Raw genomic sequence first — 26,997 nt, forward strand, 5'->3', positions numbered from 1 at the left:
GGGTTCTCCCGGCCCGTACGGCGGTCCGTGCGCAAAGGGCCGGGGGACCGGCCCCGGCCCTCACCGGTACAGCAGATGGTCCTTCCGTATCTTGCGGAACGCGGCGAGGTCGGCCGCCCAGGCCCCCACCACCTCGTCCGTGTCCGCTCCCGCGTCGATCATGGTGCGGACCCTGGTGTTGCCCGAGAGCCTGTCGATCGCGTTGTCCGCCCGCCACGCGAATCCGCTCCACGTCCGCTTCGCCGTGACCAGCAGCGCGATGCCGGTGCGTACGGGGTCGAACGACTCCCGGTCCTGGACGTGCACCTGGACCCCGCCCACCGTCTTCCCCTGGAACTTGGAGAACGTCGGCGCGAAGTACGCCTCACGGAAGGCGACCCCCGGCAGGTCCAGAGCGTTCGCGGCCGCCGCCCACCGGTGGTCGACGCCCTCCGCGCCCAGCAGTTCGAAGGGCCGTGTCGTTCCCCTGCCCTCCGAGAGGTTCGTTCCCTCGAACAGGCACGTCCCGGGGTAGACCACCGCCGTCTCCGGCGTCGGCATGTTCGGGCTCGGCGGCACCCACGGCAGGCCCGTCGCGTCGAAGAAGTCCGCACGCCGCCAGCCGGACATCTTCACGATGTCCAGCTCCACCGGCCGGGCCGCCAGGAACTCCGCGTTGAAGAGCAGCGCCAGCTCCGCCACCGTCATGCCGTGCGCCTGCGAGATCTCCCGGCGTCCCACGAAGGACGCGAAGGCCGGATCGAGCACGGGCCCCAGAGCCGCCCTGCCGGTGACCGGATTCGGCCTGTCCAGGACGACGAAGCGCTTGCCCGCGAGCGCGGCCGCCTCCATGCAGTCGTACAGGGTCCAGATGTACGTGTAGAACCGGGCGCCGACGTCCTGGATGTCGAAGACCACCGTGTCCACACCGGAGGCCGTGAAGATGTCGGCCAGCGGCTGCCCGTTCTTCAGATAGGTGTCGTAGACCGGCAGCCCGGTCGCCGGGTCGTCGTACCGCCCCTCCGAGCCGCCCGCCTGCGCGGTCCCCCGGAAGCCGTGCTCGGGGCCGAAGACGGCGGTCAGGTTCACCCGGTCGTCGGGGTGCATCACGTCGACGATGTGCTGTACGTCGGTGGTGATCCCGGTCGGGTTGGTGACGACCCCCACCTTCTGCCCGGCGAGCAGCCGGTACCCATCGGCGGCCAGCCGGTCGAAGCCGGTACGGACCCGGGTGCGCCCGGCCCCGTGCTCCCGGCCGGCGGCCACGGCCGTCCCCGGTCCGGCGGCGGTCGTCGCGAGGGCTCCCATCGCACCGCCGACAGCCAGCAATCCACGCCTGGACAGGGTCATTCCGCTACCTCCATGATCGCGTCGACTGTCATGGTCACGCACGCTAGCGCGGGTGCGGGCCGCACGGAACGGCCACGACTGGGCAGATTCCCAGTCCTGCCCCGAACCTCTTCCCCGATCACATACCGACTGGTTAGTCTGCCGGGGGAAGACGGCTGAGAGAGGCGGGACCGATGAGTACGGTGCAGGGCGCTGGCGTAGTGGTGACGGGAGCCGGAGGCGGCATCGGGGCCGCCATCGCCCGGAGATTCGCCGCGGAGGGCGCGCGGGTCGTCGTCAACGACCTCGACGCCGACCGGATCAAGGCGCTCGCCGAGGAGATCGGCGGCACCGTCGTGGCCGGCGACGCCTCCGGCATCGTGGACGCCGCACGCGACGCGCTCGGCGGCAGGGTGGACGTCTACTGCGCCAACGCCGGCCTCGCGTCGGGCGGGGACGCCTTCGCCGAGGAGGACGTCTGGGCCGCGGCCTGGGACGTCAACGTGATGGCCCACGTCCGCGCGGCCAAGGCACTGCTGCCGGACTGGCTGGAGCGCGGCAGCGGCCGCTTCGTCTCGACCGCGTCGGCTGCCGGGCTGCTGACGATGATCGGCGCCGCCCCGTACAGCGTCACCAAGCACGGCGCCGTGGCCTTCGCCGAGTGGCTCTCGCTGACCTACAGGCACCGCGGCGTCAAGGTCCACACGATCTGTCCCCAGGGCGTGCGTACGGACATGCTCACGGCGGCCGGCTCCGCGGGCGACCTCGTGCTCGCGCCCACCGCGATCGAGCCGGAGGCCGTCGCCGACGCGCTGTTCGACGCCATGGAACAGGACCGCTTCCTGGTCCTGCCGCACCCCGAGGTGGCCGGCTACTACCGCGCCCGCGCCAAGGACCCCGACCACTGGATCGGCAACATGAACCACCTGCAGCAGAAGTGGGAGGAGGCCGGAGCATGACCGAGTCGATCTACGCGGCGAAGCCCTGGACGGCCCTCCTCAGCGAGGCCCAGCTCGCCCCCGTCCACCCCGCCGAGACCATGGTGCACGCCTTCCGCGCGGCCGTCGGGCGGGCCCCGGACCACACCGCGCTCGCGTACTTCGACGGACGCCTCAGCTACCGCGAGACCGATGAGCTGTCCGACTCCGTGGCAGGGCACCTGGCGGCCGAGGGGCTGCGGCGCGGCGACCGGGTCGCGATCATGCTGCAGAACACCCCGCACTTCGTGCTCGCCCTGCTCGGTGCCTGGAAGGCAGGCGCGACCGTCGTCCCGCTCAACCCGATGTACAAGTCCGGCGAGGTCGGCCACGTACTGAAGGACGCGGAGGTGACCGCGCTGATCTGCTCGGACCGTGCCTGGGAGTCCTATCTGCGGGCCACCGCAGAGGCCGCGCCGAGCTTGAAGATCGCCGTCACGGCCTGCGAGCTCGACCTCCAGTCGGCCGACGACCCGCGCGTGCTCGGCTTCGAGCGGCTCCCCGCGCCCGGTGCCGACGACTGGGCCTCGGATCTGGTGGCCGTGGCCCGCCGCGGGCTGGCCGCCCCCGGCGGACGGGAGCTCACCGCCGCGGACACGGCCCTGATCAGCTACACCTCCGGGACGAGCGGCACCCCCAAGGGAGCCATGAACTCCCAGGGCAACATCATGATCAACGCCGAGCGGCAGCGGGCCGGCCACCCCATCGACGAGGGCTCGGCCTACTTCGCGCTCGCCCCGCTCTTCCACATCACCGGCATGGTCTGCCAGCTCGCCGCGTGCGTCGCCAACGCGGGCACCCTGGTCCTCGCGTACCGCTTCGAGGCGAGCGTCGTCCTGGAGGCCTTCGCCGAGCACCGCCCCGCCTACACCGTGGGCCCGTCGACCGCCTTCATGGCGCTCGCCGCGCACCCGGGGGTCACCCGGGAGCACTTCGCCTCCTTCAAGGTCATCTCCTCCGGCGGCGCACCGCTGCCGCCCGCGCTGGTCGAGAAGTTCCGCGACGGCTTCGGCCCGTACATCCGCAACGGCTACGGACTCACCGAGTGCACCGCGCCCTGCGCCTCCGTACCGCCGGAGCACGAGGCGCCCGTCGACCCCGTCTCCGGGACCCTGTCCGTCGGTGTCCCCGGGCCCGACACCCTGGTCAGGATCATCGACGAGAAGGGCGACGACGTCCCCTTCGGCGAACAGGGCGAGATCGCCGTACGCGGACCGCAGGTCGTCTCCGGCTACTGGAAGCTGCCCGAAGCCACCGAGGCCGCCTTCCCGGACGGGGAACTGCGCACCGGGGACATCGGCTTCATGGACACGGCGGGCTGGCTCTACGTCGTGGACCGCAAGAAGGACATGATCAACGCCTCCGGTTTCAAGGTCTGGCCCCGGGAGGTTGAGGACGTCCTCTACACCCACCCGGCGGTCCGCGAGGCGGCCGTAGTCGGCGTTCCCGACGCCTACCGCGGGGAGACCGTCCGGGCCTACGTCAGCCTGCGGCCGGGCGCCGAGACGGACCCCGGCGAGCTGAGCGCCTACTGCAAGGAACGGCTGGCCGCCTACAAGTACCCGCGCGAAGTGGAGATCCTGACCGAACTCCCGAAGACGGCGAGTGGGAAGATCCTCAGGCGGGAACTGCGTTCCCCCCGTTAGAACAGTTCACGCAGGGTACGAGAGGGCAGGTGGCGGCAATGGCCAAGGCGACGGACGGGAACGGTACGCCCGTCCCCCAAAGGCTGCTGGCCGCCGCCACCCGGCTCTTCGCGGAGCGCGGCTACGACCGCACCTCCGTCCAGGAGATCGTCGAGGCGGCCGGTGTCACCAAAGGGGCGCTCTACCACTACTTCGGCTCCAAGGAGGACCTCCTCCAGGAGGTCTACGCCCGGGTGCTGCGGCTCCAGCAGGAGCGGCTCGACGCCTATGCGAACGCGGAGGCGCCGATCGAGCAGCGGCTGCGTGACGCGGCGGCCGACGTGGTCGTCACGACGATCGAGAATCTCGACGACGCCTCGATCTTCTTCCGCTCCATGCACCACCTGAGCCCGGAGAAGAACAAGCAGGTGAGGATCGAGCGCCGCCGGTACCACGAGCGCTTCCGGGCCCTGATCGAGGAGGGGCAGCGGGCCGGGGTGTTCTCCACGGCGACCCCGGCCGACCTCGTCGTCGACTACCACTTCGGCTCGGTCCACCACCTGTCCACGTGGTACAGCCCGGACGGCCCGCTGAGCCAGCAGGAGGTCGCGGACCACCTGGCCGACCTGCTGCTGAGGGCCCTGCGCCCCTGACGGCCTCCCCACCGTCCCCCGCCGTCCGTCAACCGGTGCGCGCGGTCAGCCCTGCCCCGGTATGCCCAGGGCGGTGGAGAGCAGTGAGGCGAGCTCTTCCGCGAACAGAGCGGAGCCGGTGAGGGCCTTCCGGACCAGTGCCTCGTCGGCCGTCAGTCCGGCGGCGGCCGACCAGGTCAGGGCCCCCTTCACGGCGGACTCGACCGGGAACTGCTCCAGCGGTATCTCGTAGTCCTCCGCCTTGCCGCGGTTGAGCAGGCCCTCCCAGCTCGCGCCGTCCGGCGTGGCCGCCTCGACGAAGCCGACGTCACTGTCCAGGAAGGCGACCAGGACCGCCGGTGCGCCTGTCAGGCGCACGAGGTCCGCCAAGCCGCGTGGCCCGGATTCGTCGAATTCGCACTCCTGCCAGCCGTCCCCCAGCACCTCGGCCTCGTCGGCACCGGCGAAGCCCGTCGCCTGCATGTGGCCGCGCAGGTCACCCGCGGAGCGGGCCGTCAGTGTTCCACCGAAGTTCCCCATGCGTCAGAAGCTAGTGGACGCCTCTGACAGCACCCCGAATGTCCGGTCAGCGGACGGCGCTGTCCGAATCCCACCCTTGACGGTACGCGGTCATTGATTGAGCATCGGTGTCGCACTGCGCACCGCCAGCTCCAGGCTCCGGCCGTGCACGGCCGGAGACCCCTGCACGTTCCGTCAGTCCCCGAACGGAATACGGAGCCCCCGATGAGCCTTGCCCGTCTCAGATCCCTTCCCGTGGCCGCGCTCGCCCTCGCGGCCCTTCTGGCGACCGCCGCGCCAGCCGCCCAGGCCGCGCCCGCAGCCGTCGCCGCGGCCCCCGACATCCCGCTCGCCAACGTCAAGGCGCACCTCACCCAGCTCCAGTCGATCGCCACCGCCAACGGCGGCAACCGGGCGCACGGCCGGGCCGGTTACAAGGCGTCCATCGACTATGTGAAGGCCAAGCTGGACGCGGCCGGATACACCACGGCTCTCCAGCAGTTCACCTCCGGCGGGGCCACCGGGTACAACCTGATCGCCGACTGGCCGGGCGGCGACCCGAACCAGGTGCTCATGGCAGGCTCCCACCTCGACTCGGTGACCTCCGGTCCCGGCATCAACGACAACGGATCCGGATCGGCAGCCGTGCTGGAGACCGCGCTCGCGGTCTCCCGGGCGCAGCTCGCACCGGACAAGCACCTGCGCTTCGCCTGGTGGGGCGCCGAGGAGCTGGGGCTCGTCGGCTCGAAGTACTACGTCAACAGCCTGGCCACCACCGAGCGTTCCAAGCTCGCCGGGTACCTCAACTTCGACATGATCGGCTCGCCCAACCCCGGCTACTTCGTCTACGACGACGACCCGGCCATCGAGCAGACCTTCAAGGACTACTACGCGGGCCTGTCGATACCGACCGAGATAGAGACCGAGGGCGACGGCCGCTCCGACCACGCCCCGTTCAAGAACGCGGGAGTCCCGGTGGGCGGTCTGTTCTCCGGAGCGGACTACACGAAGACCAGCGCCCAGGCCCAGAAGTGGGGCGGCACGGCGGGCCAGGCCTTCGACCGCTGCTACCACTCCTCGTGCGACACCACCGCCAACATCAACGACACGGCCCTGGACCGCAACAGCGACGCGATCGCCCATGCCGTCTGGACCCTGTCGGCGGGCACGGTCACCCCGCCGACGGGCACGGTGTTCAGCAACGCCGCCGATGTCGCCGTGCCCGACAACGGAGCCGCCGTGACCTCGCCGGTCTCCGTCACCGGACGTACGGGCAACGCCCCTTCGGCCCTCAAGGTGGCCGTCGACATCAAGCACACCTACCGCGGTGACCTCGTCGTCGACCTGCTCGCGCCCGACGGGAGCGCGTACCGGCTGAAGAACTCCAGCGGCAGCGACTCGGCCGACAACGTGATCGCGACGTACACGGTCAACGCGTCCGCCGAGACGGCCAACGGCACCTGGAAGCTCCAGGTGCGGGACGTCGCCGCGCAGGACACCGGCTACATCGACAGCTGGCAGCTCACCTTCTGACCCGCCGGGGAGGCGCCGCGCGGGCGCCTCCCCGCACCGGGCTCAGAGGTACTTCTTGATCTCGCGCCGTGCCAGCGACCGCTGGTGCACCTCGTCCGGTCCGTCCGCCAGCCGCAGCGTCCGCGCCGAGGCCCAGAGTTCGGCCAGCGGGAAGTCCTGGCTGACGCCGCCGGCGCCGTACAGCTGCACCGCCTGGTCCAGGATGCCGACGACCGCGCGCGGCGTCGCGATCTTGATCGACTGGATCTCGGTGTGCGCCCCGCGGTTGCCCACCGTGTCCATCAGCCAGGCGGTCTTCAGCACCAGCAGCCGCAGCTGCTCCACCGTCACCCGGGCGTCCGCGATCCAGTTCTGGACGACGCCCTGCTGGGCGAGCGGCTTGCCGAAGGCCGTACGGGCCACGGCCCGCCTGCACATCAGCTCGATCGCGCGCTCGGCCATCCCGATCAGCCGCATGCAGTGGTGGATCCGGCCCGGACCCAGCCGCGCCTGCGCGATGGCGAAGCCGCCGCCCTCCTCGCCGATCAGGTTCGAGGCGGGCACACGTACGTCGGTGAAGACCACCTCGGCGTGGCCGCCGTGGGAGTGGTCCTCGTAGCCGTACACCTGCATCGCGCGGCGCACTTCGAGGCCGGGGGTGTCGCGGGGGACGAGGATCATGGACTGCTGGCGGCGGATGTCCTCGCCGTCCGGGTCCGTCTTGCCCATCACGATGAACACCGCGCAGTCCGGGTTCATCGCCCCCGAGATGTACCACTTGCGGCCGTTGATGACGTAGTTGTCGCCGTCCCGCGTGATCCGGGTCTCGATGTTCGTCGCGTCCGACGAGGCCACCTCGGGCTCCGTCATCGCGAACGCCGAACGGATCTCGCCGGCGAGCAGCGGCTCCAGCCACTGCTTCTTCTGCTCGTCCGACCCGAACTGGGAGAGCACCTCCATGTTCCCGGTGTCCGGGGCCGCGCAGTTCAGCGCGGTCGGGGCCAGGTGCGGGCTGCGGCCGGTGATCTCGGCCATCGGGGCGTACTGGAGGTTCGTCAGCCCGGCCCCGTACTCCGCGTCCGGGAGGAAGAGGTTCCACAGGCCCTGCCTGCGCGCCTCCGCCTTCAGGTCCTCGACGATCTGCGGGGTGTCCCAGGGGGACGCCAGCCGCGCGCGCTGCTCCTCGGCGACCTCCTCGGCGGGGTAGACGTGCTCGTCCATGAACGTGAGCAGCTTGGTGCGCAGCTCTTCGGTACGGGCGTCGAATGCGAAGTCCACGGGTGATCAGCCTTCCTGGAGGGTGGTGAGGCCGTGCGCGATGAAGACGGGGACCAGGTCGCCGATGCGGTCGAAGCCGGCGCCGACGGTCTGGCCCAGGGTGTAGCGGTAGTGGATGCCCTCGAGGATCACGGCGAGCTTGAACCACGCGAAGGCCGTGTACCAGGAGATGGCGGAGGTGTCGCGGCCGGAGCGTGCGGCATAGCGCTCGATCAGCTCGGCGGGGCTGGGGTGGCCCGCGGCGCCACTGGTGGTGGAGACAGGTGACTCGGGCAGGTCCAGGTCGGAGCTGTACATCACGAGCAGCCCCAGGTCGGTCAACGGGTCGCCGAGCGTGGACATCTCCCAGTCCAGGACCGCCTTGATCCGGTCGTCCCGGCCGATCAGTACGTTGTCCAGGCGGTAGTCGCCGTGCACCACGGTGGGCGCGGGAGAGACGGGGAGCTCCCGGCCGAGGGCGGCGTGCAGCTCGTCGATGCCGGCGAGCTCACGGTTCCGGGAGGCGTCCAGCTGCTTGCCCCAGCGCCGCAGCTGCCGGTCCAGGAAACCCTCCGGACGCCCGAAGTCGCCGAGGCCGACTGCCGCGGGATCGACGGCGTGCAGGTCCACCAGCGTGTCGACGAGTCCCAGGACGACGGCCCTGGTGCGCTCGGCGCCGAGCGGGGCGAGCTGTTCGGCGGTGCGGTAAGGGGTCCCCTCGACGTACTCCATGACGTAGAAGGGCGAGCCGATGACCGCGTCGTCCTCGCAGAGCAGGAGGGTTTCCGGCACCGGGACCGCCGTCGGGTGGAGGGCGCTGATCACCCGGTGCTCGCGCTTCATGTCGTGCGCGGTGGCGAGCACATGTCCCAGCGGAGGTCTGCGTACGACCCACTGCCCGGAGCCGTCGGTGACGATGTAGGTGAGGTTCGAGCGGCCGCCCTCGATCACCCGGGCTTCGAGCGTTCCGTTCACCAGCCCCGGCCGCTCACGGTCGAGATGGCCGCGCAGCAGGTCGAGATCGAGACCTGGCGGGTGGACTGGGCTCATGGGGCGCACCTCCGGGGCGGTTGAACGGTCGGGACCATGATGCCGACCAGTCGGTATGTCGTCCAGTGTCCGCCCGGAATCCGAGAAGTGATCTCCGGCTCCCCGCCTCGTCGTCCCTGTCAGTCGTCCCAGCGCTGCGCCTCCACGAACGCGTCCCCGTACGTGGCGGACCAGCGGCCCAGCGCTTCGATCGGTTCCAGCAGCGTCCGGCCGAGCGCGGTCAGGGCGTACTCCACGCGCGGCGGCGCCTCGGCGTAGGCCCGGCGCTCCACCAGCGCGAAGTCCTCCAGCCTGCGCAGCGTCTCGGTCAGCACCTTGGCGCTGATGCCGCCGATCTCCGTACGCAGTTCACCGGGCCGTCGCGGGCCCGCCCCGAGCGCGTACAGGACCACTGGATTCCAGGTGTTCCCCAGCAGGTCGAAGCCGAGCCGTGCCCGGCAGTCGGCGAGCAGCCGGTCCATGCGTACCCCTCCCCGCCCGATACGCACCGAACGGTGCGCAACGGGTCCCCTAACGTCCACTCCGGCACGACGCTACGTGACGGGCGTTCAGGGGAGAGGGACATGCGCATCGGCATCATCGGGACCGGCAACATGGCGGACGCACTGGGCGGGCGGTGGGCGGCGGCCGGCCATCGCGTGCTCTTCGGAGGCCGGTCCGCGGAACGCGCCAGGGCGCTCGCGGACCGCACCGGCCAGAGAGCCGGCACGGTCCGGGAAGCGGCGGCCTTCGGCGACGCGGCCCTGCTCGCCCTGCCCCACGACGCCGTGGCGGGCGTCCTGGCAGCACTCGGCGCGGGGGACGGAGCGCTGCGCGGCCGGCTCCTCATCGACTGCACCAATGCCGTCGGCCCCGGCTTCCGGCTCACCACCGGTACCGGCCCCGGCGCCGCACGTGCGATCGCCGATGCAACCGGGGCACGGGTCGTCAAGGCCTTCAACCACCTGCCGGATCCCCTGTGGTGGCTCAACCCGCCCGACTTCGCCGACGGCCCGGTCGCCGTCCCGCTGTGCGGGGACGACGAGGCGGCCCTGGAGACGGTCCGGATCCTGGTCCGCGACCTCGGCTTCGTCCCCCTGACCGTGGGCGGGCTCGACCGGGCCGCGTATCTGGAGGCGACCACCGCGTTCCTCATCGGGCTCTGGCACTCCGGGCACGACCCGAGGACCCTGCTGCCGCCCTTCGAGTCGGTCACGGCCTGAGTTGCGGGGACCCCGGCCCGACCGGATCGTCGAAGGATGAAGGCGATCAGCTACAGCAGGTACGGCTCGGCCGACGTACTGGAGTACGGCGAGCGGCCCGACCCGAAGGTGGGGCCGGACTCGGTCCTGGTGAAGGTGCGGGCCGCGGCCGTGAACCCCGTCGACTGGAAGGCCCGCGAGGGCTACCTCCAGGCGGGGCTGGAAGCCGTGTTCCCCGTCATCCCCGGCTGGGACGTCTCCGGTGTCGTGGTCCAGCCCGGTGCCGCGGTGGACGAGTTCGCCGTGGGGGACGAGGTCATCGGCTATGTGCGTGAGGACTTCCTCTCGCGCGGCACCTTCGCCGAATACGTCGCCGCACCCGTGCGCACCCTCGCCCGTAAACCGATGGGCCTCAGCTTCGAGGAGGCGGCGGGCCTTCCGCTGTGCGGCCTCACCGCACACCAGGTGCTGCACCGCACCCTGAAGGTCCGGGAGGGGGAGACCGTCCTCGTCCACGCGGCCGCCGGAGGCGTCGGTTCGCTCGCCGTCCAGCTCGCCAGGCACGCGGGCTGCCGGGTCGTCGGCACGGCCGGGCCCCACAACCACGACTACGTACGCCAGCTGGGCGGTGAACCCGTGGAGTACGGCGACGGGCTGGCCGCCAGGCTCCGGGCCCTCGCCCCCGACGGCTTCGACGCGGCCTTCGACACCGTCGGCGGGGAGGCGCTCCGCGTCTCCGCCGAGACCCTCGCGCCCGAGGGCCGGCTCGCGTCCATCGCGGACGCCGAGGTCTTCTCCTACGGCGGGCGCTACGCCTTCGTGCGGCCCGACGCCGTGGACCTCGCCCACCTCGCCGGACTCGCCGAGCAGGGCATCGTCTCCGTCAACGTGGACCGGGTCTTCCCGCTGGAGCAGGCCGCGGACGCCTACCGGCTCAACCAGGAGGGGCGCACCCGGGGCAAGATCGTCGTCGCCGTGGACTGGGCGGACTGAAAGCGGTACCGCCCGTCAGAACAGCGTCGCGACGGCGAACACCGCGAGCGCGACCGTGCACGCGGCCGCCGACAGGGCGTGGCGTGCCGACAGCGGGGCGGGCTCCGCCGTGCCCATGCCCGTCACCCGGCGGTGCGCCACCGCCAGGAAGCCCAGCCAGGCCAGCAGGCTCAGGGCCACCGCGAGCGCCGCGGCCCCCGTCACCCCGCTGTGCAGTGCCTGCCGCACCGCGAGCAGGGCCACCACCGTGCACGCCAGGGTGGTGCGGCGCCAGGCCAGCCGGGTCCGTTCGGGCTGGAGGCCCGGATCGCGCCCCGCGGTGGTCACCGGCCCTCCCAGCCGAACAGGACCACCACCACCATCGCGACCGCCACCACGGCGACCACGAGGCTGAGCAGCGCGGGGAAGCGTGACACCGGCAGATCCTCCCCGCGCCGCATCGCGCGCTCGCACCGCACCCAGTGGTTGACGGCCCGCAGCGCGCAGAGCACCCCTGCGGCCAGCAGCCCGAGGGCCAGGCCGGCGCGGATGCCCCAGGCCAGCCCGGGCAGGAACTGGTCGACGGCGAAACCGCCGCCGATGAGTGCGAGCGCCGTCCGGATCCAGGCGAGGAAGGTGCGCTCGTTGGCGAGGGAGAAGCGGTAGTCGGGGGTGTCGCCCTCCTCGCGGACCCGCTCCGGGGCGAACCACAGCCGCAGTCCGCGCACGAACTCGTTCACCTGGTGGCCCCCGCCCCGCCGCCGGCCCGGAACTCCCGCAGTCGGTGGTAGGTCTCCAGACCGTCCGGCACCCACGTCCGGTCGCCCAGCTGTCCTTCCAGCTCGGCGTCGGTCAGGAAGGTGTGCCGGTCGACCTCCTCGGCCTGAGGACGTACGGGCAGTTCGCAGCGCACCTCGTACACGTACGACCACCAGCTGTGCCCGGGGCCCTCGTAGAGGTACTTGAAGAGCGGTGTGGGCCGGGGGAGGCCGGAGACCCCCAGCTCCTCCTCGGCCTCCCGCAGCGCCGCCTCGTCGTACGACTCTCCCGCACCCACGACCCCGCCGACGAACATGTCGTAGTGCGAGGGGAAGACCATCTTCGTGGCCGTCCTGCGGTGCACGAACAGCCGGCCCGCCGCGTCCCTGGCCTCGATGAAGACGCAGCGGTGGCGCAGGCCGCGCGAGGTCGCCTCCCCGCGGGTCGCCTGCCCGACGACCTCGTCGTTCTCGTCGACAATGTCCAGGATCTCGTCAGCCGGAGTCATGGGGCCCATCCAACATCAACCGGTCGGCGGCCGTGGATCCGTGTCGCTCCTTCCCCTCCGGCATCGCCGGGTGCAGTCCCAGCAGCACGATCCCGGCCACGATCGCCGCCAGCCCGACGGCCTGCCAGGCCAGGGCGCCCGTGTCCGTGCGCACCTGGTCGCCGAGGAAGCCGATCCCGCAGACGATCCCCGCCAGCGGCTGCGCGGCGGTCAGCGCGGGCAGCGACATCCGCAGCGGCCCCGCCTCGAACGCGCTCTGGACCAGGAGCAGCCCGGTCACCCCCAGGACGAGGACGGCGTACGGCTGCCAGGAGGTCATCAGCGCCGCCCAGCCGTCCGCGCTCAGCCGCTCCCCGCTGACCCTGGTCAGCCCGTCCTGCAGCCCGTAGAGCAGCCCCGCCGCCAGGCCGAGCAGGACGGGAGTCCCGCGGGTCCGCGGGTGTCTGGCGCAGGCGGTCAGGAACATCGCGAGCCCCGCGACGATCCCGATCACCAGCCAGTGGCGCAGCGCCGAGGTCACCGCCTCCCCGCCGCGCGGCTCGCCGGCCAGCAGGAACGCGGTGACGCCGCCCGCCAGCAGGCAGAGGCCTCCCCAGCCCTGCCTGCCCAGCGACTGGCCCGTGCGGTAGCGCGACAGCCCCATCGCGAAGAGCAGATTGGTGGCCAGCAGCGGCTCGACGACCGACACCTCGCCCTGGCCCAGGGCCAGGGCGCCCAGCACCATGCCGCAGACCATCAGGCCGATCCCGGCGAGCCAGCTCGGCACGCGCATCAGGTCGAGCAGCAGCCGGGGCGAGAGGAAATCGCTCATGGGCGCGCGGCGGGCTGCGTCCTGCTGGAAGACGAATCCGAAGCCCAGGCAGCAGGCGGCGCCCACGGACAGCAGGAGTACCAGCACCGACACGGTCCGACGATAGCCCGGCAGCCGTACGGGATCGGTGAGGGCGCCACCGACCGGACGGTTGACGTGGGCGCGGCCCGTACCGAAGATCTGACCCACAAGTAACTTCGCCCGCCCCGCCCGCCGCTGCCCCGCACCGCCCCGAAGGATGGAAACCATGGCGTACGACGCTGATGTGATCGTGATCGGGGCAGGACTCGCGGGGCTGGTGGCCACCGCCGAGCTCGTCGACGCGGGCCGCACGGTGATCCTGCTCGACCAGGAGCCCGAGCAGTCCATCGGCGGGCAGGCCCACTGGTCCTTCGGCGGGCTCTTCCTCGTCGACTCGCCCGAACAGCGCCGGATGCGGATCAAGGACAGCCACGACCTGGCCCTCCAGGACTGGTACGGCACCGCCGGCTTCGACCGCGACGAGGACCACTGGCCACGGCAGTGGGCCGAGGCGTACGTCGACTTCGCGGCGGGGGAGAAGCGGTCCTGGCTGCACGCCCAGGGGCTGCGGCTCTTCCCCGTCGTCGGCTGGGCCGAACGCGGCGGCTACGACGCGAACGGCCACGGCAACTCCGTCCCCCGCTTCCACATCACCTGGGGCACCGGCCCCGGCGTCGTCGCGCCCTTCGAGCGGCGGGTCCGCGAAGGCATGGCGAAGGGCCTCGTCCAGGCGCGCTTCCGCCACCGGGTGACCGGCCTCGGCCGCTCGGCCGGAGCGGTCGACACGGTCACCGGCGAGATCCTCGAGGAGAGCGGCACCGAGCGGGGCACCGCGAGCAGCCGCGAGGTCACGGGCGCCTTCGAGCTCAGGGCCCAAGCGGTGATCGTCACCTCCGGGGGCATCGGAGGCAACCACGACCTCGTGCGCGCCCAGTGGCCCGACCGGCTGGGCACGCCGCCCGAGAAGATGCTCTCCGGGGTCCCCGCCCACGTCGACGGACTGATGCTGGGCATCACCGAGAAGGCGGGTGCCCACCACATCAACCGCGACCGGATGTGGCACTACACCGAGGGCATCGAGAACTGGAACCCGATCTGGGACAAGCACGGCATACGGATCCTGCCCGGCCCGTCCTCCCTCTGGCTGGACGCCCGCGGCAAGCGGCTTCCGGTTCCGCTCTTCCCGGGCTTCGACACGCTGGGCACCCTCGAACACATCATGAAGTCCGGCTACGGCTACACCTGGTTCGTCCTCGACCAGAAGATCATCGGCAAGGAGTTCGCCCTCTCCGGTTCCGAGCAGAACCCGGACCTGACCGGGAAGTCGGTGCGCGACGTGATCGGCAGGGCGCGTGCCGACGTCCCTGGGCCCGTGAAGGCGTTCATGGACAAGGGCGTCGACTTCGTCGTCGAGAAGGACCTCGGAGCGCTCGTACGGGGAATGAACGCGCTCACCGGAGAACCGCTGATCGACGAGGACGACCTGCGCCGCGAGATCACCGCCCGCGACCGCGAGATCGCCAACCCCTTCACCAAGGACCTCCAGATCACGGCGATCAACGGCGCCCGCTCCTATCTGGGCGACAAGCTGATCCGCACGGCGAAACCGCACCGCATCCTCGACCCCGCGGCCGGTCCCCTGATCGCCGTACGGCTCAACATCCTGACCCGTAAGTCACTCGGGGGCCTGGAGACCGACCTGTCCTCCCGTGTCCTGACCGAGGACGGCACCCCGCTGCCCGGGGTGTACGCGGCGGGGGAGGCGGCGGGCTTCGGCGGCGGCGGGGTCCACGGCTACCGCTCCCTGGAGGGCACGTTCCTGGGCGGCTGCATCTTCTCGGGCCGGGCGGCGGGCCGGGCGGCGGCGAAGGCGATCGGCTGAACGGGCCCGGCTCGGGCCTTCGGCCGCCCGGTAGGCCGTGTCCCTGATCAGCGGGTCGCCGTCAAGGCCGCGTGCGCGGCGGTGAGGATCTCCTCGGAGAGCGGGGACCCCTTCGTGGCCCGGGCCAGGACGAGTGCCCCGAGCATGGTGCACAGCCGGGTGATGCCGTCCTGGTCCTCGGTCGCGAGCCACTCGGCGAAGTCACCCACGCCCTCGGTGTAGACGCGGCGGGCCTCGCGGACTCCGGGTTCGCGCGCCATGTCGGTGGCGAGCGCGGCGGCGGGGCACCCGTCTGCCGCGCTGTCACGGTGCTCGACGGAGAGGTAGGTGTCGATCAGTGTCCGCTGGGCGGCGTCGAGCTGTCCGGCGTGCTGCTCGACTCCGTCGTCGCGGCGCCGGGTGAGTTCACCGAACGCGTGGGCGGTGGCTTCGTCGACGAGCGCCTCCTTGGACTCGAACTGCTTGTAGAAGCCGCCGTGGGTCAGGCCGGACGCCTTCATGAGGTCGGCGACGCTGACGTGGGTGCCCTGCTCCCGGAACAGCCGGGACGCGGTTTCCACGACCCGCCGGCGGTTCTCCTCCGCCTGCGCCTGCGATACGCGGCCCATCAGCCACCTCCGTTTGGATGTCGGTTGCAATCTATCCTAGACCTGTTTTAGATTTCAGTCGTAATCTAATTCGCGCGGGCCGCTTGCCGGCGGCCGCAACGCTGGGAGTGGGCATGGAACTGAAGGACGCGATCGCGGTGGTCACCGGTGCCAACCGAGGGCTCGGGCGGCATCTGGCCACCCAGCTCGTGGAGCGCGGGGCGAAGGTGTACGCGGCGGCCCGCCGCCCCGAGACGGTGGACCTGCCGGGCGTCACCCCGCTTCGGCTGGACGTGACGGACGAGGATTCGATCCGGGCTGCGGCCGGCATCGCTTCCGACGCGACGCTGCTGGTGAACAACGCCGGCATCTCCACCGCCACGCCGCTTATCGCGGGTGGCCTGGACGCGGTGCGTCTGGAGATGGAGACGAACTTCTTCGGCCCGCTCGCTGTGACGCGGGCCTTCACCCCCGTCATCGAGCGCAACGGCGGCGGCGCCGTTCTCAACGTCCTCTCCGTCCTGTCCTGGTTGCATCCGGCAGGCCTCGGGTCCTATGCCGCCGCCAAGGCCGCCGCGTGGGCACTGACCGACGCGGCCCGGGAGGAGCTGGCGCCCCGCGGCATCACCGTGTCGGCGCTTCACGTCGGCTATATGGACACCGACATGGCGGCGGGCGTCCCCGCCGATCAGAAGACCGCCCCCGCCGATGTCGCCGCACAGGCCCTGCACGGCATCGAGGCGGGCCTGCCCGAGATCCTCGCGGACGAGACCACCCGGTACGTCCGGCAGAGCCTCGCCGCCCCGCCGAACGCGGCGTGAGGCGCACACCACCGCACCGTTGTCCCGCCGCTCCGCCGTACCGGTGGGCCGATGGTTCCCCGTCGGCGAGGGGCTCCAGGAGACCGAAGCGGATCGCACAGAGTGTCCCGTCGGGAGAAGCCCAGGACGGACAGAGATCCCGTCCCGTCGCGGTCGGGAAACGGAGACGACGATGAAGACCTTCATGATCGAGAGCTACGGCGACAAGGCGGGAGTGCACGCCGGCGAGACGCACACCCCGCAGGTGGGTGCCGACGACGTCCTGGTCCGGATCCACGCGGCGAGCGTCAACCCGCTCGACCTCAGGCTCCGCGACGGGGCCTTCAAGGCGTTCCTGCCGTACCGTCTCCCGCTGGTCCTGGGCAACGATCTCGCCGGGGTGGTGCTCCAGGTGGGATCGGCCGTCACCCGCTTCGCGGTGGGCGACGAGGTCTACGCGCGGCCCGACAAGGACCGCATCGGCACATTCGCCGAATTCATCGCCGTGCACCAGGACGACGTGGCGATCAAACCGGCCACGCTCACCATGGAGGAGGCGGCGTCCCTCCCCCTGGTCGCCCTGACCTCGTGGCAGGCGCTGGTCGAGCGGGCACAGGTGCGGCCAGGTCAGAAGGTCCTGATCCACGCGGGCTCCGGCGGAGTCGGCACGATCGCCGTCCAGCTGGCCAAGCAGCTGGGCGCGCACGTGGCCGCCACCGCGAGCACGGCCAAGGCCGACCTGGTGAAGGGCCTCGGCGCGGATGTCGTCGTCGACTACAGGAAGCAGGCGTTCGAAACGGTCCTGCACGGCTACGACGTCGTCCTGGACACCCTCGGCGGCGAGACGCTGGAGAAGTCCCTGGAGGTGCTGAAGCCCGGCGGGAAGGTCATCAGCATCGCGGGCCCACCCGACGCGGCCTTCGCCCGCGAGCTGGGCCTGAACCCGATTCTCCGGCTGGTGATGAGCGCGCTGAGCTTCAGGACCCGGCGTCGCGCGAAGCGCCGCGGCGTGACGTACTCGTTCCTCTTCATGAAGGCCGACGGCGCTCAGCTGCGCGAACTCACGCCGCTGATCGAGGCCGGGAGGATCCGTCCCGTCGTCGACCGTGTCTTCCCGTTCGAACGGACCCCGGAGGCCCTGGAGTACGTCGAGAAGGGGCGGGCGAAGGCCGGCAAGGTCGTCGTCGCGATGACCTGAGGGAACGCCTTCGCAGGAGACCGGTGCAAACCTCCTCGGGCACCGGGAGGATCCCGCGTCCAGTCGCTCGCGGCCGTCGGGCGGTGCGTCGGCGAGGGCCCGGCAGCGAGGTGCGCCCGGTCGTTTCCCGGCCCGGTGCCGAGATGCGCCGGGCCGCCGCCCGCCCCGCCGTCAGGCGAGCCGCTCCACCACCCGGAACCGCTCCGCCACGATCATCGTGTCGTCGTCCACGGTGAACCGCGGGTCGCCCAGCGCCTCCCGCATCTCCTCGCTGTGCCAGTACGCCTCGTGCGCCTCCCGCCACTCGGCCACCGACGTGTACCCCTCGCCCTCGTCCAGTGCGTGCTGCAGCACCACCGACCCCAGGGGCAGCACCCGTACCTCCGTCAGCTCGACCACGGCGACCTCCCGCCCGTCGGAGTCGATGACCGCGGACCGCTCGCCCACCGGCGGGAGTTCCTCCCGCTCCACCTCGTACTCCAGGAGCAGCCCGGAGGTACTGACCTTCTCGCCCGAGAGCACGGCCGCCACCAACCGGTCGCGCAGGGGCCCGGGGAATGCGAGAAGGAAGGGCTTGAGCGGTTCACGGTTCTCCATGGCGGCAGTGTGGCACGCGTCACCCCTGCCTCATCCGTCACTTCCGTACGCGGCTCGCGAACTGCGTGAATGGTTCGGCCCGCACCTCGGTACGCCCAACCGCGTGGCCAGTGAACGTAGTTGGGGCAAGGCTGCCCTTGACTCGGAGCATTGCCTACCGCTTTGCTGTGCGCGTTCGTTTGATCGCACACGGCATCGAAATGTGCTGGTGTCATGTCGAAGTCGAAAAGGAAGCCTGCGGATGTCTCCGCCTCCGCCGCCCCTGGGCCGGTCCCGCCGCAAGGGCGGGCGTTCGGACCACACCTTCGACCCGGCGCTCGACGACAGCGAACTCGTCGATGTACGGGGGCAGTTCGCCCAAGGCCGCTGGACCCGGGCCCGCTCCCTGATTGTGGCGACGGGCGCCGACTGGGACCGCCGGGGCCATCGCCTCCTCGCCCTCGCCGCCGTCCCGTCGGCCGCCGGCTGGGCGGCCGACTGGCTGCTCGCCGAGCCGGACAGCACCGACGCCACGACCCTGCTCGCCTGTGCCGCCGTCGCCCGCGCCCGGCGGCCGAAGGCCGGCGCCGGCGAAGGTGACCGGGCGCGCGAGGCATGCCTGGCCGCAGCCGCGCTCGACCCCGCCGACCCCACCCCCTGGCTCGGCCTGATGACACTGGAGCGCACGCACGGCTCCCACGAGGCGGCCGCCAGGTACTTCGAGGAGATCCGCGCCCGCCATCCCGAACACCACCACGCCCACCACCTCATGACGGCCGGTCTCGCCGAGGCGCACCCCGAGAGCGACCCGCTCCACGAGGTGTACGACTTCGCCGCATGGGCCGCCGAACAGGCCCCTGCCGACTCGCCGCTCGCCGTGCTCCCCGTCGTCGCCCACGCCGAGCGCTACCGCGTCCTGGTCGCGGCCGGAGCCGTGTCCGACGACCCGGCGGCCTCGGGTCACTGGTCGGGGCGCCGGGCCAGACAGGTGATGAAGGCCGCCTTCGACTGGTGGCTCGAATGGGAACGCGAGGACCACCCCCGCCACCGCGCCGACCTCAACTTCCTCGCCCACGCCAAGATCTGCGAAGGCCGCCCTGCCGAGGCCGCCGCGCTCTTCCACCGCATCGGCCCCCACGCCACCGAGGCCCCGTGGTCGTACGCCGGCCGCGACCCCTACCCCGAATTCCTCGCCGCGCGCACCCTCGCGCTCGGTGCCCCCTGACGCACGTTGTTATCGACGAAGGGACCACCCCCGCCATGTCGACGGGCAGAACAGATACGAGCGAGACCGGCACCACCGGCGGGATCAACACCTACAAGGGCGAGGAACGCGCGCTGCGCGCCGACCGGCTCGGCACTCCCGGGCTGCTCCTGTCCGTCCTCGCCGCCAGCGCGCCCCTGATGGTCGTCGCAGGGGTGATGCCCACGGTCTTCGGGGTGATGGGCATCGCCGGACAGCCTCTGCTCTACGTCATCCTCGGCATCGTCCTGATGCTGTTCAGCGTCGGCTACGCGGAGATGAGCCGGCACGTCCACAACGCAGGCGCCTTCTACGCCTACATCGCCCGCGGCCTCGGTCCCACGGCCGGCGCGGGCGCCTCGCTCGTCGCACTGGTCGCCTACAGCGCGATGCAGGTCGGCATCTACGGCATCCTCGGCTTCGAGGTGTCGGGCCTCTTCGCCACCTATCTCGAGATCGACCTCCAGTGGTGGATCCCCGCTCTGGTCTCCGTGGCCGTCGTCGGCGTGCTCGGCTGGCTGAAGATCGACCTCAACGCCAAGGTCCTCGGCGTCCTGCTCGTCGTCGAGTGCGCCCTCGTCGTGATCTTCGACATCGCGGCCGTGGGCAAGCCCGGCCCCGAGGGCCTGTCCCTGCACGCGTTCAACCCCGAGACCCTCACCGGGGCCGGCCTGGGCACCGCGCTCTGCTTCTGCATCGCCGCGTTCGTCGGCTTCGAGCAGGCCCCGGTGTACGCGGAGGAGACCAGCCGCCCGCAGATCGTCGTGTCCCGCGTGATGTTCCTGGCCGTCGGCTACGCCGCCCTGTTCCTCGCCGTGAGCTCCTGGGCCCTCACCGTCGCCGCGGGTCCCTCCTCCATCGCGGACACCTCCCTCAAGGAGGGCCCGGGGATGCTGTTCGGCCTCACCGAGGAGCGGCTCGGCACCACCTTCACCGATGTCCTGCACGTCCTCTTCGTCACCGGCATGTTCGCCGCGCTGCTCAGCTTCCACAACGTGGTCGCCCGCTACGCCTTCGCCATGGGCAGGGAAGGGCTGCTGCCCGCGGGCTTCGGCCGCACCAACAAGGCGAGCGGAGCACCCGCCACCGGCTCCATGCTCCAGTCCGGGCTCTCCGTCGTGATCGTGCTCGCCTTCGCCGTCACCGACGACAACCCGGTCGGCGACCCCACCGCGCCCGTCCTGCACCTGTTCACCTGGATGGGCAATGTCGGAGCGCTCGGCGTCATCGTGCTGATGGCCGCGGCCTCCTTCGCCGTCATCGCGTTCTTCGTACGGCGCGGCGCCGGCCGGGCCCAGGCCCCCCGGCTCGTCGCCTCCGGGCTCGCGGGCCTCGCCCTGCTGGCCATCGCCGTCTTCACGGTCCGGGACTTCGACGTCCTGGTCGGTTCCGGCCCCGGCTCGGTGCTGAACTGGCTGCTGCCCGGTGTCATCGTCCTGGCCCTCGCCGGCGGTCTGGCCTACGGGGCGGTCCTGCGCCGGACCAGGCCCGAAGTCCACGCGAGGATCGGCCTGGGGAACGAGGCGTTCCAGCTGGAGAAGGTGGCGGAAACCGAGGCCGCGCCGCGCTGAACACCGAGCGGAACACCCGCGGCCCCTGGTGACGGACGGCCGCGGGTGTTCGAATGGGCGGGTGAACAGTCCCCCTCCCGGCGACGGCGACTCCCCTCCGGACACCGGCAGCACTTCTTCGGACGGCGGCGGCACACCCGTCGGCCGCCGTCTGGTCCTGGCCATGCTCGGTCTCGGCGCCGCCGGGGTGGCGGCCGCACCCGTTCTGCAGCGTGCGCTGGAGAGCGGGCTGGGCGCCGTCGCGGACAAGGACCCCACCGGACTCACCGGCCTGCTCCCCAACGGTGGCGGCTTCCGCTACTACTCCGTCACCACCTCCGTACCGAAGAGGACCGCCGCCGACTACCGCCTCACCGTGGACGGCCTGGTCGACCGCCCGGCCACCTACACGCTCGACTCCCTGAAGGCGCTCCCGCAGACCCGTATGGTGCGCGACGTCCAGTGCGTGACGGGCTGGCGGGTGCCGAAGACCCCGTTCGAGGGAGTCCGGCTCTCCACGCTGCTCGACGCGGCCGGCGTCGGACCCGGGGCGAAGGCCGTCCGGTTCACCTGCTTCGACGGGGCCTACAGCGAGAGCCTCACCCTGGAACAGGCCCGCCGCGACGACGTCCTGGTCGCGCTGCGCATGCAGGACAAGCCGCTGGCCCACTCCCACGGCGGCCCTGTCCGGCTCTACGTGGCCCCGATGTACTTCTACAAGTCGGCGAAATGGCTCTCCGGGATCACCGTCACCGACTCCGTGCGCCCCGGATACTGGGAGGAGCTCGGCTATGACGTCGACGCCTGGGTCGGCCGGTCCAACGGCCGCGACGACGCCCCCACCGCCTGAACCCTCCCCGAGGATCCGGCGCTTCACCACCGCCGAACGCTGGGTGCACCGCACCACGGCCTGGCTGGTGCTGCTCTGCGTGGCCACGGCCGCCTGTCTGTACGTCCCCCAGCTCGCCGAACTCGTCGGCCGCCGCCACCTCGTGGTCACCGTCCACGAATGGTCCGGGCTGCTCACCCCCGTACCGCTGCTGGCCGGGCTGGTCTCCCGGGCACTGCGCGCCGATCTCTCCCGGCTCAACCGGTTCGGGCCGCACGACCGGCAGTGGCTTCGGGCGGTCCTGCGCCGCGACCGCTCGCCGGAATCCCGCCCGGCCGGGAAATTCAACGCGGGCCAGAAGCTCTACGCCTCGTGGATCGCGGGTGCCGTGCTCGTGATGCTCGGCACGGGGCTGCTGATGTGGTTCACGGACCTCGCCCCGCTGGTGTGGCGTACGGGGGCGACCTTCGTGCACGACTGGCTGGCGCTCGCGATCGGCATCGTCCTGGCCGGACATACGGCAATGGCGCTCGCCGACCCGGAGGCACGCCGTGGCATGCGCACCGGGTCGGTCGAGCGCCCATGGGCCCGTTCCGAGCACCCGTTGTGGCGGGAGCCGGAGGAGTAGCGCCGGCTACAACACCAGCGACAGCAGCAGGATGAAGCCCAGCGAGACGACGGAGATGATCGTCTCCATCACCGACCAGGTCTTGATCGTCTGCGGGACGTCCATGCCGAAGTACTCCTTCACCAGCCAGAACCCCGCGTCGTTGACGTGGCTGAAGAAGAGCGAACCCGCACCGACCGCGAGGACCAGCAGCGCCGCGTGGGACGTGGACATGTCGGCGGCCAGCGGGGCGACCAGACCGGCCGCGGAGATGGTGGCCACGGTCGCCGAGCCCGTCGCCAGCCGGATCGCGACGGCGATCAGCCAGCCGAGCAGCAGGGCGGGGATCGACCAGTTCTCGGAGAACTCCAGGATCATCTGGCCCACACCGGCGTCGATGAGGGTCTGCTTGAAGCCGCCGCCCGCACCCACGATCAGGAGAATGCCCGCGATCGGGGCGAGCGACTTCTCGACGGTGCCGGCGAGACGGCCCTTGGTGAAACCGGCCGCGCGGCCCAGGGTGAACATGCCGACGATCACGGCGGCGAGCAGTGCGATCAGCGGCGAGCCGATGACATCGGTGACCCGCTGGACGTGGTTCTCGGGGTCGTCCACCACGATGTCGACGAGCGCCTTGACCAGCATCAGCACGACGGGCAGCAGGATCGTCGCCAGGGTCGCGCCGAAGCTGGGGCGGCGGTCCAGGTCCTCGGACGGACGCTGCGGGATCATCTTCTCGGGCGCCTGGATGTCCACCCAGCGGGCGGCGTAGCGGGAGAAGACCGGACCCGCGATGATCACGGTCGGGATCGCCACCAGCACACCGAGGGCCAGCGTGACGCCCAGGTTGGCACCGAGGGCGTCGATCGCCACCAGCGGGCCGGGGTGCGGGGGGATCAGTCCGTGCATCACGGAGAGACCGGCGAGCGCGGGGATGCCGATCCGCATCAGGGAGTAGTTGCCGCGCTTGGCGACCAGCAGCACCACCGGAATCATCAGCACGATTCCGACCTCGAAGAACAGCGGAAGGCCGATGATCGAGGCGATCAGGACCATCGCCCAGGGCATCGCACGCCCGCTCGCCTTCGCGAGGATCGTGTCGACGATCTGGTCGGCGCCGCCGGAATCGGCGAGCAGCTTGCCCAGGATGGCGCCGAGGGCGATGAGGACACCGACACCCGCGACGGTCGAGCCGAGGCCCGCGGTGAAGCTGGCGATCGTCTTCGCCGGGTTGGCGCCGGCGAAGGAGCCGAGGGCCAGCGAGCCGATGGTCAGCGCGAGGAACGCGTGCATCTTGAGCTTGGTGATGAGCAGGACGATGACGGCGATGCCCGCCAGGACGGCGATGCCCAGCTGTGCGTTGCCGGCCGAAGTGATCGGTTCGACGGCATCCGCTGCCAACATCTCGACGCTGAGACTGGTCACGGTGGTGATCCTTAGTTCGCGAGCCGGCGCAGCGCGGCGACGGCCCGGTCGGTGATTTCCTCAGGGGTGCCGGACACGTCGACGGCGACGCCCGCTTCGTCCTCCTGCAGGGGCTGCAGGGTCGAGAACTGGGAGTCGAGCAACGCGGTCGGCATGAAGTGGCCCTTGCGGTCCGCCATGCGGCGTTCGATGAGGGACCGGTCGCCGGTCAGATGCAGGAAGACGGCACCAGGCGCCTCGGCCCGCAGCCGGTCGCGGTAGACGCGCTTGAGCGCGGAGCTGCTGACGACGCCGCCGAGCCCCGCCCGGCCGTGTGCCCACTGCCCGATCGCGTCCAGCCACGGCCAGCGGTCGTTGTCGTCCAGCGGCGTGCCGGCGGACATCTTGGCGATGTTGGCCGGCGGGTGGAAGTCGTCGCCCTCGGCGTAGGGGACGCCCAGGGCGTCGGCGAGCAGGGGGCCGATCGTGGTCTTGCCGGTCCCTGCTACGCCCATCACCACGACGACGTGGGGGGTGCTCATTGGTGCCTCGCTGTCTTCATCGACATCGGTCCGTCGACATCGGTCCGTCGCGCTACTGAAACCCATTACATACGACTTATTCAAGAGGCTGTGACATAAACGTCGTACTTTTAGTTCCCGCGGGCCGCCCCGTAGGCTTGTGCGCATGACCACACCTGCCCAGGGCCTCCATACGCAGGTGCTGGACACCTTGGGACTGGAGATCGCGGCGGGTGACTGTCCGCCCGGCCTGGTCCTGCGCACCGACGAGCTCGCCCAGCGGTTCGACGTGTCACGCACCGTCGTACGCGAAGTGATCCGCGTCCTGGAATCCATGCACCTGGTCGAGTCCCGGCGCCGGGTCGGCGTGACCGTGCGGCCCACCGAGGAGTGGAACGTCTACGACCCCCAGGTCATCCGCTGGCGGCTCGCCGGCTCCGACCGGCCCCGGCAGCTGCGCTCCCTCACCGTGCTGCGGTCCGCCGTCGAGCCCGTCGCCGCGGGCCTCGCGGCCCGTCACGCCACCGCCGAACAGTGCGCCGCACTCACGGAATGCGCCCTCGGCATGGTCGCGACCTCGCGCGGCCAGCAGCTGGAGGGCTACCTCCGTCACGACATCGCCTTCCACCGCATCGTGCTCAACTCGTCCGGCAACGAGATGTTCGCGCGCCTCGGAGACGTCGTCGCCGAGGTCCTCGCCGGGCGCACCCACCACCAGGTGATGTTCGAGGACCCGGATCCCGCCGCCGTCACGCTCCACGTCCGGCTCGCCGAAGCCGTACGCGAGGGCGACGCCGAGGGCGCGGAACGGCTGACCAAGGAGATCGCGGTCGGCGCGCTGCACGAACTGGACGTGCTGGCCCCGTGAGCGGCTTCCCGCCCGGGTACGGTGGGCGGGTTCGATCTTCGGTACAACGGGGCAGTCGGGATGGGAGACCACGGCATGGCGCAGCAGGTACAAGGGGTCATCGCACCGGGAAAGAACGAGCCCGTGCGGGTGGAGACGATCCTGGTGCCGGACCCCGGCCCCGGTGAGGCCGTGGTCAAGATCCAGGCGTGCGGCGTCTGCCACACCGACCTGCACTACAAGCAGGGCGGCATCAACGACGACTTCCCGTTCCTGCTCGGCCACGAGGCCGCGGGCGTCGTGGAGTCCGTCGGCGACGGCGTCACCGACGTCGAGCCGGGCGACTTCGTCGTCCTCAACTGGCGCGCGGTGTGCGGCCAGTGCCGTGCCTGTCTGCGCGGCCGCCCCTGGTACTGCTTCGACACCCACAACGCGAAGCAGAAGATGACCCTCCTGGACGGCACCGAGCTCTCCCCGGCGCTCGGCATCGGCGCGTTCGCGGAGAAGACCCTCGTCGCCGCCGGCCAGTGCACCAAGGTGGACCCCGAGGTCTCCCCGGCCGTCGCCGGACTGCTCGGCTGCGGAGTCATGGCGGGCATCGGCGCCGCCATCAACACCGGCCAGGTCGGCCGCGGCGACTCCGTCGCCGTCATCGGCTGCGGCGGGGTCGGTGACGCCGCGATCGCCGGCGCCCGGCTCGCGGGAGCGGCGAAGATCATCGCGGTCGACATCGACGACCGCAAGCTGGAGACGGCGAAGAAGATGGGCGCCACCCACACCGTCAACTCCCGCTCCGACGACCCCGTCGAGGCGATCCGCGCGCTGACCGGCGGCAACGGCGCCGATGTCGTGATCGAGGCGGTCGGCCGCCCGGAGACGTACAAGCAGGCCTTCTACGCCCGGGACCTCGCCGGCACCGTCGTCCTCGTCGGTGTGCCCACGCCCGAGATGCAGCTCGAACTCCCGCTCCTCGACGTGTTCGGACGCGGCGGCTCCCTCAAGTCCTCCTGGTACGGCGACTGCCTGCCCTCGCGCGACTTCCCGATGCTCATCGACCTGCACCAGCAGGGACGTCTGGACCTGGGCGCCTTCGTCACCGAGACCATCCAGCTCGGCGAGATCGAGCAGGCCTTCGCCCGGATGCACGACGGCGACGTCCTGCGCTCGGTGGTGGTCTTCTGATGGCCGCCCGCATCGACCACCTCGTCACCTCCGGCACCTTCGCCCTCGACGGCGGCGAGTGGGACGTCGACAACAACGTCTGGATCGTGGGCGACGACACCGAGGCCGTCGTCATCGACGCCGCCCACGACGCCGCCGCGATCGAGGCCGCACTCGGCGGCCGTACGCTGCGCGCGATCATCTGCACCCACGCGCACAACGACCACATCGACGCGGCCCCGGCCCTCGCCGACGCGACCGGGGCGCCGATCCTGCTGCACCCCGACGACCTGCCGCTCTGGAAGCAGACCCACCCGCACCGCGCCCCCGACGCCGAACTGGCCGACGGGCAGGAGCTGGAGATCGCCGGAACACGCCTCACGGTGCTGCACACCCCGGGCCACGCCCCCGGCGCGGTCTGCCTCCACGCCCCCGGGCTGAGCACCGTCTTCACCGGCGACACGCTCTTCCAGGGCGGACCGGGCGCCACCGGACGGTCCTTCTCGCACTTCCCGACGATCATCGACTCGATCAGGGACCGGCTGCTCGCCCTCCCGCCGGAGACCGCCGTCCGCACCGGTCACGGGGACTCCACCACCATCGGCGCGGAGGCCCCGCAGCTGGACGACTGGATCAACCGCGGCCACTGACCGTGGGGAG

Annotated in this window: 29 protein-coding genes; 16 read left to right on the forward strand and 13 right to left on the reverse strand. The window is 71.3% G+C overall.

Going from position 1 to position 26,997, the window contains the following annotated elements; genetic code table 11:
• Window positions 1-60 precede the first annotated feature (60 nt).
• A complete protein-coding gene (locus tag ACFWFI_RS13125) occupies window positions 61-1,329 on the reverse strand; it encodes an exo-beta-N-acetylmuramidase NamZ family protein (protein ID WP_387388647.1) in 1,269 nt (422 codons plus the stop codon).
• Between the two features lie 173 nt (window positions 1,330-1,502).
• On the opposite strand from ACFWFI_RS13125, the gene ACFWFI_RS13130 reads away from it, so the two are divergent.
• Genes ACFWFI_RS13130 through ACFWFI_RS13140 form a run of 3 tightly spaced genes read left to right on the forward strand, consistent with a single transcriptional unit; the run spans window position 1,503 to window position 4,563 of the window.
• On the forward strand, window positions 1,503-2,267 hold the full coding sequence (locus ACFWFI_RS13130) for an SDR family oxidoreductase (protein WP_387388649.1): 765 nt from the start codon (window positions 1,503-1,505) through the stop codon (window positions 2,265-2,267).
• Window positions 2,264-3,931 (forward strand): AMP-binding protein, encoded by a 1,668-nt coding sequence (locus ACFWFI_RS13135; RefSeq protein ID WP_387388651.1) that lies wholly within the window; start codon window positions 2,264-2,266, stop codon window positions 3,929-3,931. Before ACFWFI_RS13130 ends, ACFWFI_RS13135 begins: the two co-directional genes overlap by 4 nt.
• Window positions 3,932-3,969: 38 nt before the next feature.
• Window positions 3,970-4,563, forward strand: coding sequence for a TetR/AcrR family transcriptional regulator (locus ACFWFI_RS13140; protein WP_387388653.1), 594 nt, complete (start codon window positions 3,970-3,972; stop codon window positions 4,561-4,563).
• Between the two features lie 45 nt (window positions 4,564-4,608).
• Here ACFWFI_RS13140 and ACFWFI_RS13145 read toward each other — a convergent pair whose 3' ends face one another.
• Window positions 4,609-5,082, reverse strand: a complete 474-nt coding sequence (locus ACFWFI_RS13145) for a hypothetical protein (protein WP_387388656.1) — start codon at window positions 5,080-5,082, stop codon at window positions 4,609-4,611.
• 204 nt (window positions 5,083-5,286) lie between these two features.
• On the opposite strand from ACFWFI_RS13145, the gene ACFWFI_RS13150 reads away from it, so the two are divergent.
• Window positions 5,287-6,594 carry a M28 family metallopeptidase gene (locus ACFWFI_RS13150; RefSeq protein ID WP_387388658.1) on the forward strand — a complete coding sequence of 436 codons (1,308 nt, stop codon included), beginning with the start codon at window positions 5,287-5,289 and terminating at the stop codon, window positions 6,592-6,594.
• A 42-nt stretch (window positions 6,595-6,636) separates the two neighbouring features.
• Here ACFWFI_RS13150 and ACFWFI_RS13155 read toward each other — a convergent pair whose 3' ends face one another.
• From ACFWFI_RS13155 to ACFWFI_RS13165, 3 genes are all read right to left on the reverse strand, one after another.
• The gene (locus tag ACFWFI_RS13155) at window positions 6,637-7,851 is read right to left on the reverse strand and encodes an acyl-CoA dehydrogenase family protein (protein ID WP_387388660.1); all 1,215 of its coding nucleotides are present in this window, start codon (window positions 7,849-7,851) and stop codon (window positions 6,637-6,639) included.
• A 6-nt stretch (window positions 7,852-7,857) separates the two neighbouring features.
• Entirely contained in the window at window positions 7,858-8,880 is a 1,023-nt protein-coding gene (locus ACFWFI_RS13160) for a phosphotransferase family protein (RefSeq protein ID WP_387388663.1), read from the reverse strand.
• 119 nt (window positions 8,881-8,999) lie between these two features.
• Window positions 9,000-9,341, reverse strand: coding sequence for a winged helix-turn-helix transcriptional regulator (locus tag ACFWFI_RS13165; RefSeq protein WP_387388665.1), 342 nt, complete (start codon window positions 9,339-9,341; stop codon window positions 9,000-9,002).
• 102 nt (window positions 9,342-9,443) lie between these two features.
• On the opposite strand from ACFWFI_RS13165, the gene ACFWFI_RS13170 reads away from it, so the two are divergent.
• Together ACFWFI_RS13170 and ACFWFI_RS13175 are read left to right on the forward strand one after the other, a co-directional pair.
• Window positions 9,444-10,082 carry an NADPH-dependent F420 reductase gene (locus ACFWFI_RS13170; protein ID WP_387388668.1) on the forward strand — a complete coding sequence of 213 codons (639 nt, stop codon included), beginning with the start codon at window positions 9,444-9,446 and terminating at the stop codon, window positions 10,080-10,082.
• Window positions 10,083-10,118: 36 nt separating this feature from the next.
• Window positions 10,119-11,054 (forward strand): NADP-dependent oxidoreductase, encoded by a 936-nt coding sequence (locus ACFWFI_RS13175; protein WP_387388671.1) that lies wholly within the window; start codon window positions 10,119-10,121, stop codon window positions 11,052-11,054.
• Window positions 11,055-11,069: 15 nt separating this feature from the next.
• Here the strand turns inward: ACFWFI_RS13175 and ACFWFI_RS13180 are convergent, their stop codons facing one another.
• From ACFWFI_RS13180 to ACFWFI_RS13195, 4 genes are read right to left on the reverse strand one after another with little or no spacing between them, the layout of a single operon-like run.
• A complete protein-coding gene (locus tag ACFWFI_RS13180) occupies window positions 11,070-11,381 on the reverse strand; it encodes a DUF202 domain-containing protein (protein WP_387388674.1) in 312 nt (103 codons plus the stop codon).
• The gene (locus tag ACFWFI_RS13185; protein ID WP_387388677.1) at window positions 11,378-11,773 is read right to left on the reverse strand and encodes a YidH family protein; all 396 of its coding nucleotides are present in this window, start codon (window positions 11,771-11,773) and stop codon (window positions 11,378-11,380) included. Before ACFWFI_RS13185 ends, ACFWFI_RS13180 begins: the two co-directional genes overlap by 4 nt.
• Window positions 11,770-12,300: an NUDIX domain-containing protein gene (locus tag ACFWFI_RS13190; protein ID WP_387388680.1), complete on the reverse strand. Its 531-nt coding sequence runs from the start codon at window positions 12,298-12,300 to the stop codon at window positions 11,770-11,772. Before ACFWFI_RS13190 ends, ACFWFI_RS13185 begins: the two co-directional genes overlap by 4 nt.
• Window positions 12,287-13,204, reverse strand: a complete 918-nt coding sequence (locus tag ACFWFI_RS13195) for a DMT family transporter (protein WP_387388732.1) — start codon at window positions 13,202-13,204, stop codon at window positions 12,287-12,289. The genes ACFWFI_RS13190 and ACFWFI_RS13195 overlap by 14 nt, the downstream gene beginning before the upstream one ends.
• A 154-nt stretch (window positions 13,205-13,358) precedes the next feature.
• On the opposite strand from ACFWFI_RS13195, the gene ACFWFI_RS13200 reads away from it, so the two are divergent.
• Window positions 13,359-15,014 carry an FAD-binding dehydrogenase gene (locus ACFWFI_RS13200; RefSeq protein WP_387388681.1) on the forward strand — a complete coding sequence of 552 codons (1,656 nt, stop codon included), beginning with the start codon at window positions 13,359-13,361 and terminating at the stop codon, window positions 15,012-15,014.
• Window positions 15,015-15,061: 47 nt separating this feature from the next.
• On the opposite strand, the gene ACFWFI_RS13205 is transcribed toward ACFWFI_RS13200, so the two are convergent.
• Window positions 15,062-15,622: a TetR/AcrR family transcriptional regulator gene (locus tag ACFWFI_RS13205; RefSeq protein WP_387388683.1), complete on the reverse strand. Its 561-nt coding sequence runs from the start codon at window positions 15,620-15,622 to the stop codon at window positions 15,062-15,064.
• Between the two features lie 113 nt (window positions 15,623-15,735).
• On the opposite strand from ACFWFI_RS13205, the gene ACFWFI_RS13210 reads away from it, so the two are divergent.
• Together ACFWFI_RS13210 and ACFWFI_RS13215 are read left to right on the forward strand one after the other, a co-directional pair.
• Window positions 15,736-16,422: an SDR family oxidoreductase gene (locus ACFWFI_RS13210; RefSeq protein ID WP_387388685.1), complete on the forward strand. Its 687-nt coding sequence runs from the start codon at window positions 15,736-15,738 to the stop codon at window positions 16,420-16,422.
• Between the two features lie 172 nt (window positions 16,423-16,594).
• On the forward strand, window positions 16,595-17,599 hold the full coding sequence (locus tag ACFWFI_RS13215) for an NADP-dependent oxidoreductase (protein WP_387388688.1): 1,005 nt from the start codon (window positions 16,595-16,597) through the stop codon (window positions 17,597-17,599).
• Window positions 17,600-17,770: 171 nt separating this feature from the next.
• Here ACFWFI_RS13215 and ACFWFI_RS13220 read toward each other — a convergent pair whose 3' ends face one another.
• A complete protein-coding gene (locus ACFWFI_RS13220) occupies window positions 17,771-18,196 on the reverse strand; it encodes an ASCH domain-containing protein (RefSeq protein ID WP_387388690.1) in 426 nt (141 codons plus the stop codon).
• Window positions 18,197-18,437: 241 nt separating this feature from the next.
• Between ACFWFI_RS13220 and ACFWFI_RS13225 the strand changes: the two genes are divergently transcribed.
• From ACFWFI_RS13225 to ACFWFI_RS13240, 4 genes are all read left to right on the forward strand, one after another.
• Window positions 18,438-19,400, forward strand: coding sequence for a hypothetical protein (locus ACFWFI_RS13225; RefSeq protein WP_387388693.1), 963 nt, complete (start codon window positions 18,438-18,440; stop codon window positions 19,398-19,400).
• A gap of 35 nt (window positions 19,401-19,435) precedes the next feature.
• Window positions 19,436-20,989, forward strand: coding sequence for an APC family permease (locus ACFWFI_RS13230; protein WP_387388696.1), 1,554 nt, complete (start codon window positions 19,436-19,438; stop codon window positions 20,987-20,989).
• A 61-nt stretch (window positions 20,990-21,050) separates the two neighbouring features.
• Window positions 21,051-21,818, forward strand: a complete 768-nt coding sequence (locus ACFWFI_RS13235; RefSeq protein WP_387388698.1) for a molybdopterin-dependent oxidoreductase — start codon at window positions 21,051-21,053, stop codon at window positions 21,816-21,818.
• Window positions 21,760-22,425, forward strand: coding sequence for a cytochrome b/b6 domain-containing protein (locus ACFWFI_RS13240; RefSeq protein ID WP_387388701.1), 666 nt, complete (start codon window positions 21,760-21,762; stop codon window positions 22,423-22,425). The genes ACFWFI_RS13235 and ACFWFI_RS13240 overlap by 59 nt, the downstream gene beginning before the upstream one ends.
• Before the next feature lie 6 nt (window positions 22,426-22,431).
• On the opposite strand, the gene ACFWFI_RS13245 is transcribed toward ACFWFI_RS13240, so the two are convergent.
• A complete protein-coding gene (locus tag ACFWFI_RS13245) occupies window positions 22,432-23,829 on the reverse strand; it encodes a GntP family permease (protein ID WP_387388703.1) in 1,398 nt (465 codons plus the stop codon).
• 11 nt (window positions 23,830-23,840) lie between these two features.
• Window positions 23,841-24,350 carry a gluconokinase gene (locus ACFWFI_RS13250; RefSeq protein WP_387388705.1) on the reverse strand — a complete coding sequence of 170 codons (510 nt, stop codon included), beginning with the start codon at window positions 24,348-24,350 and terminating at the stop codon, window positions 23,841-23,843.
• A gap of 145 nt (window positions 24,351-24,495) precedes the next feature.
• On the opposite strand from ACFWFI_RS13250, the gene ACFWFI_RS13255 reads away from it, so the two are divergent.
• The 3 genes from ACFWFI_RS13255 (at window position 24,496) to ACFWFI_RS13265 (ending at window position 26,987) form a co-directional block, all read left to right on the forward strand.
• Entirely contained in the window at window positions 24,496-25,197 is a 702-nt protein-coding gene (locus ACFWFI_RS13255) for a FadR/GntR family transcriptional regulator (RefSeq protein ID WP_387388707.1), read from the forward strand.
• Between the two features lie 75 nt (window positions 25,198-25,272).
• Complete coding sequence (locus tag ACFWFI_RS13260; RefSeq protein WP_387388709.1) at window positions 25,273-26,358, forward strand: S-(hydroxymethyl)mycothiol dehydrogenase; 1,086 nt, start codon at window positions 25,273-25,275, stop codon at window positions 26,356-26,358.
• Window positions 26,358-26,987 carry an MBL fold metallo-hydrolase gene (locus ACFWFI_RS13265; RefSeq protein ID WP_387388712.1) on the forward strand — a complete coding sequence of 210 codons (630 nt, stop codon included), beginning with the start codon at window positions 26,358-26,360 and terminating at the stop codon, window positions 26,985-26,987. The genes ACFWFI_RS13260 and ACFWFI_RS13265 overlap by 1 nt, the downstream gene beginning before the upstream one ends.
• The last annotated feature ends 10 nt before the right edge of the window (window positions 26,988-26,997 follow it).

Source organism: Streptomyces sp. NPDC060209, assembly GCF_042728155.1.
Classification (GTDB): Bacteria; Actinomycetota; Actinomycetes; order Streptomycetales; family Streptomycetaceae; genus Streptomyces.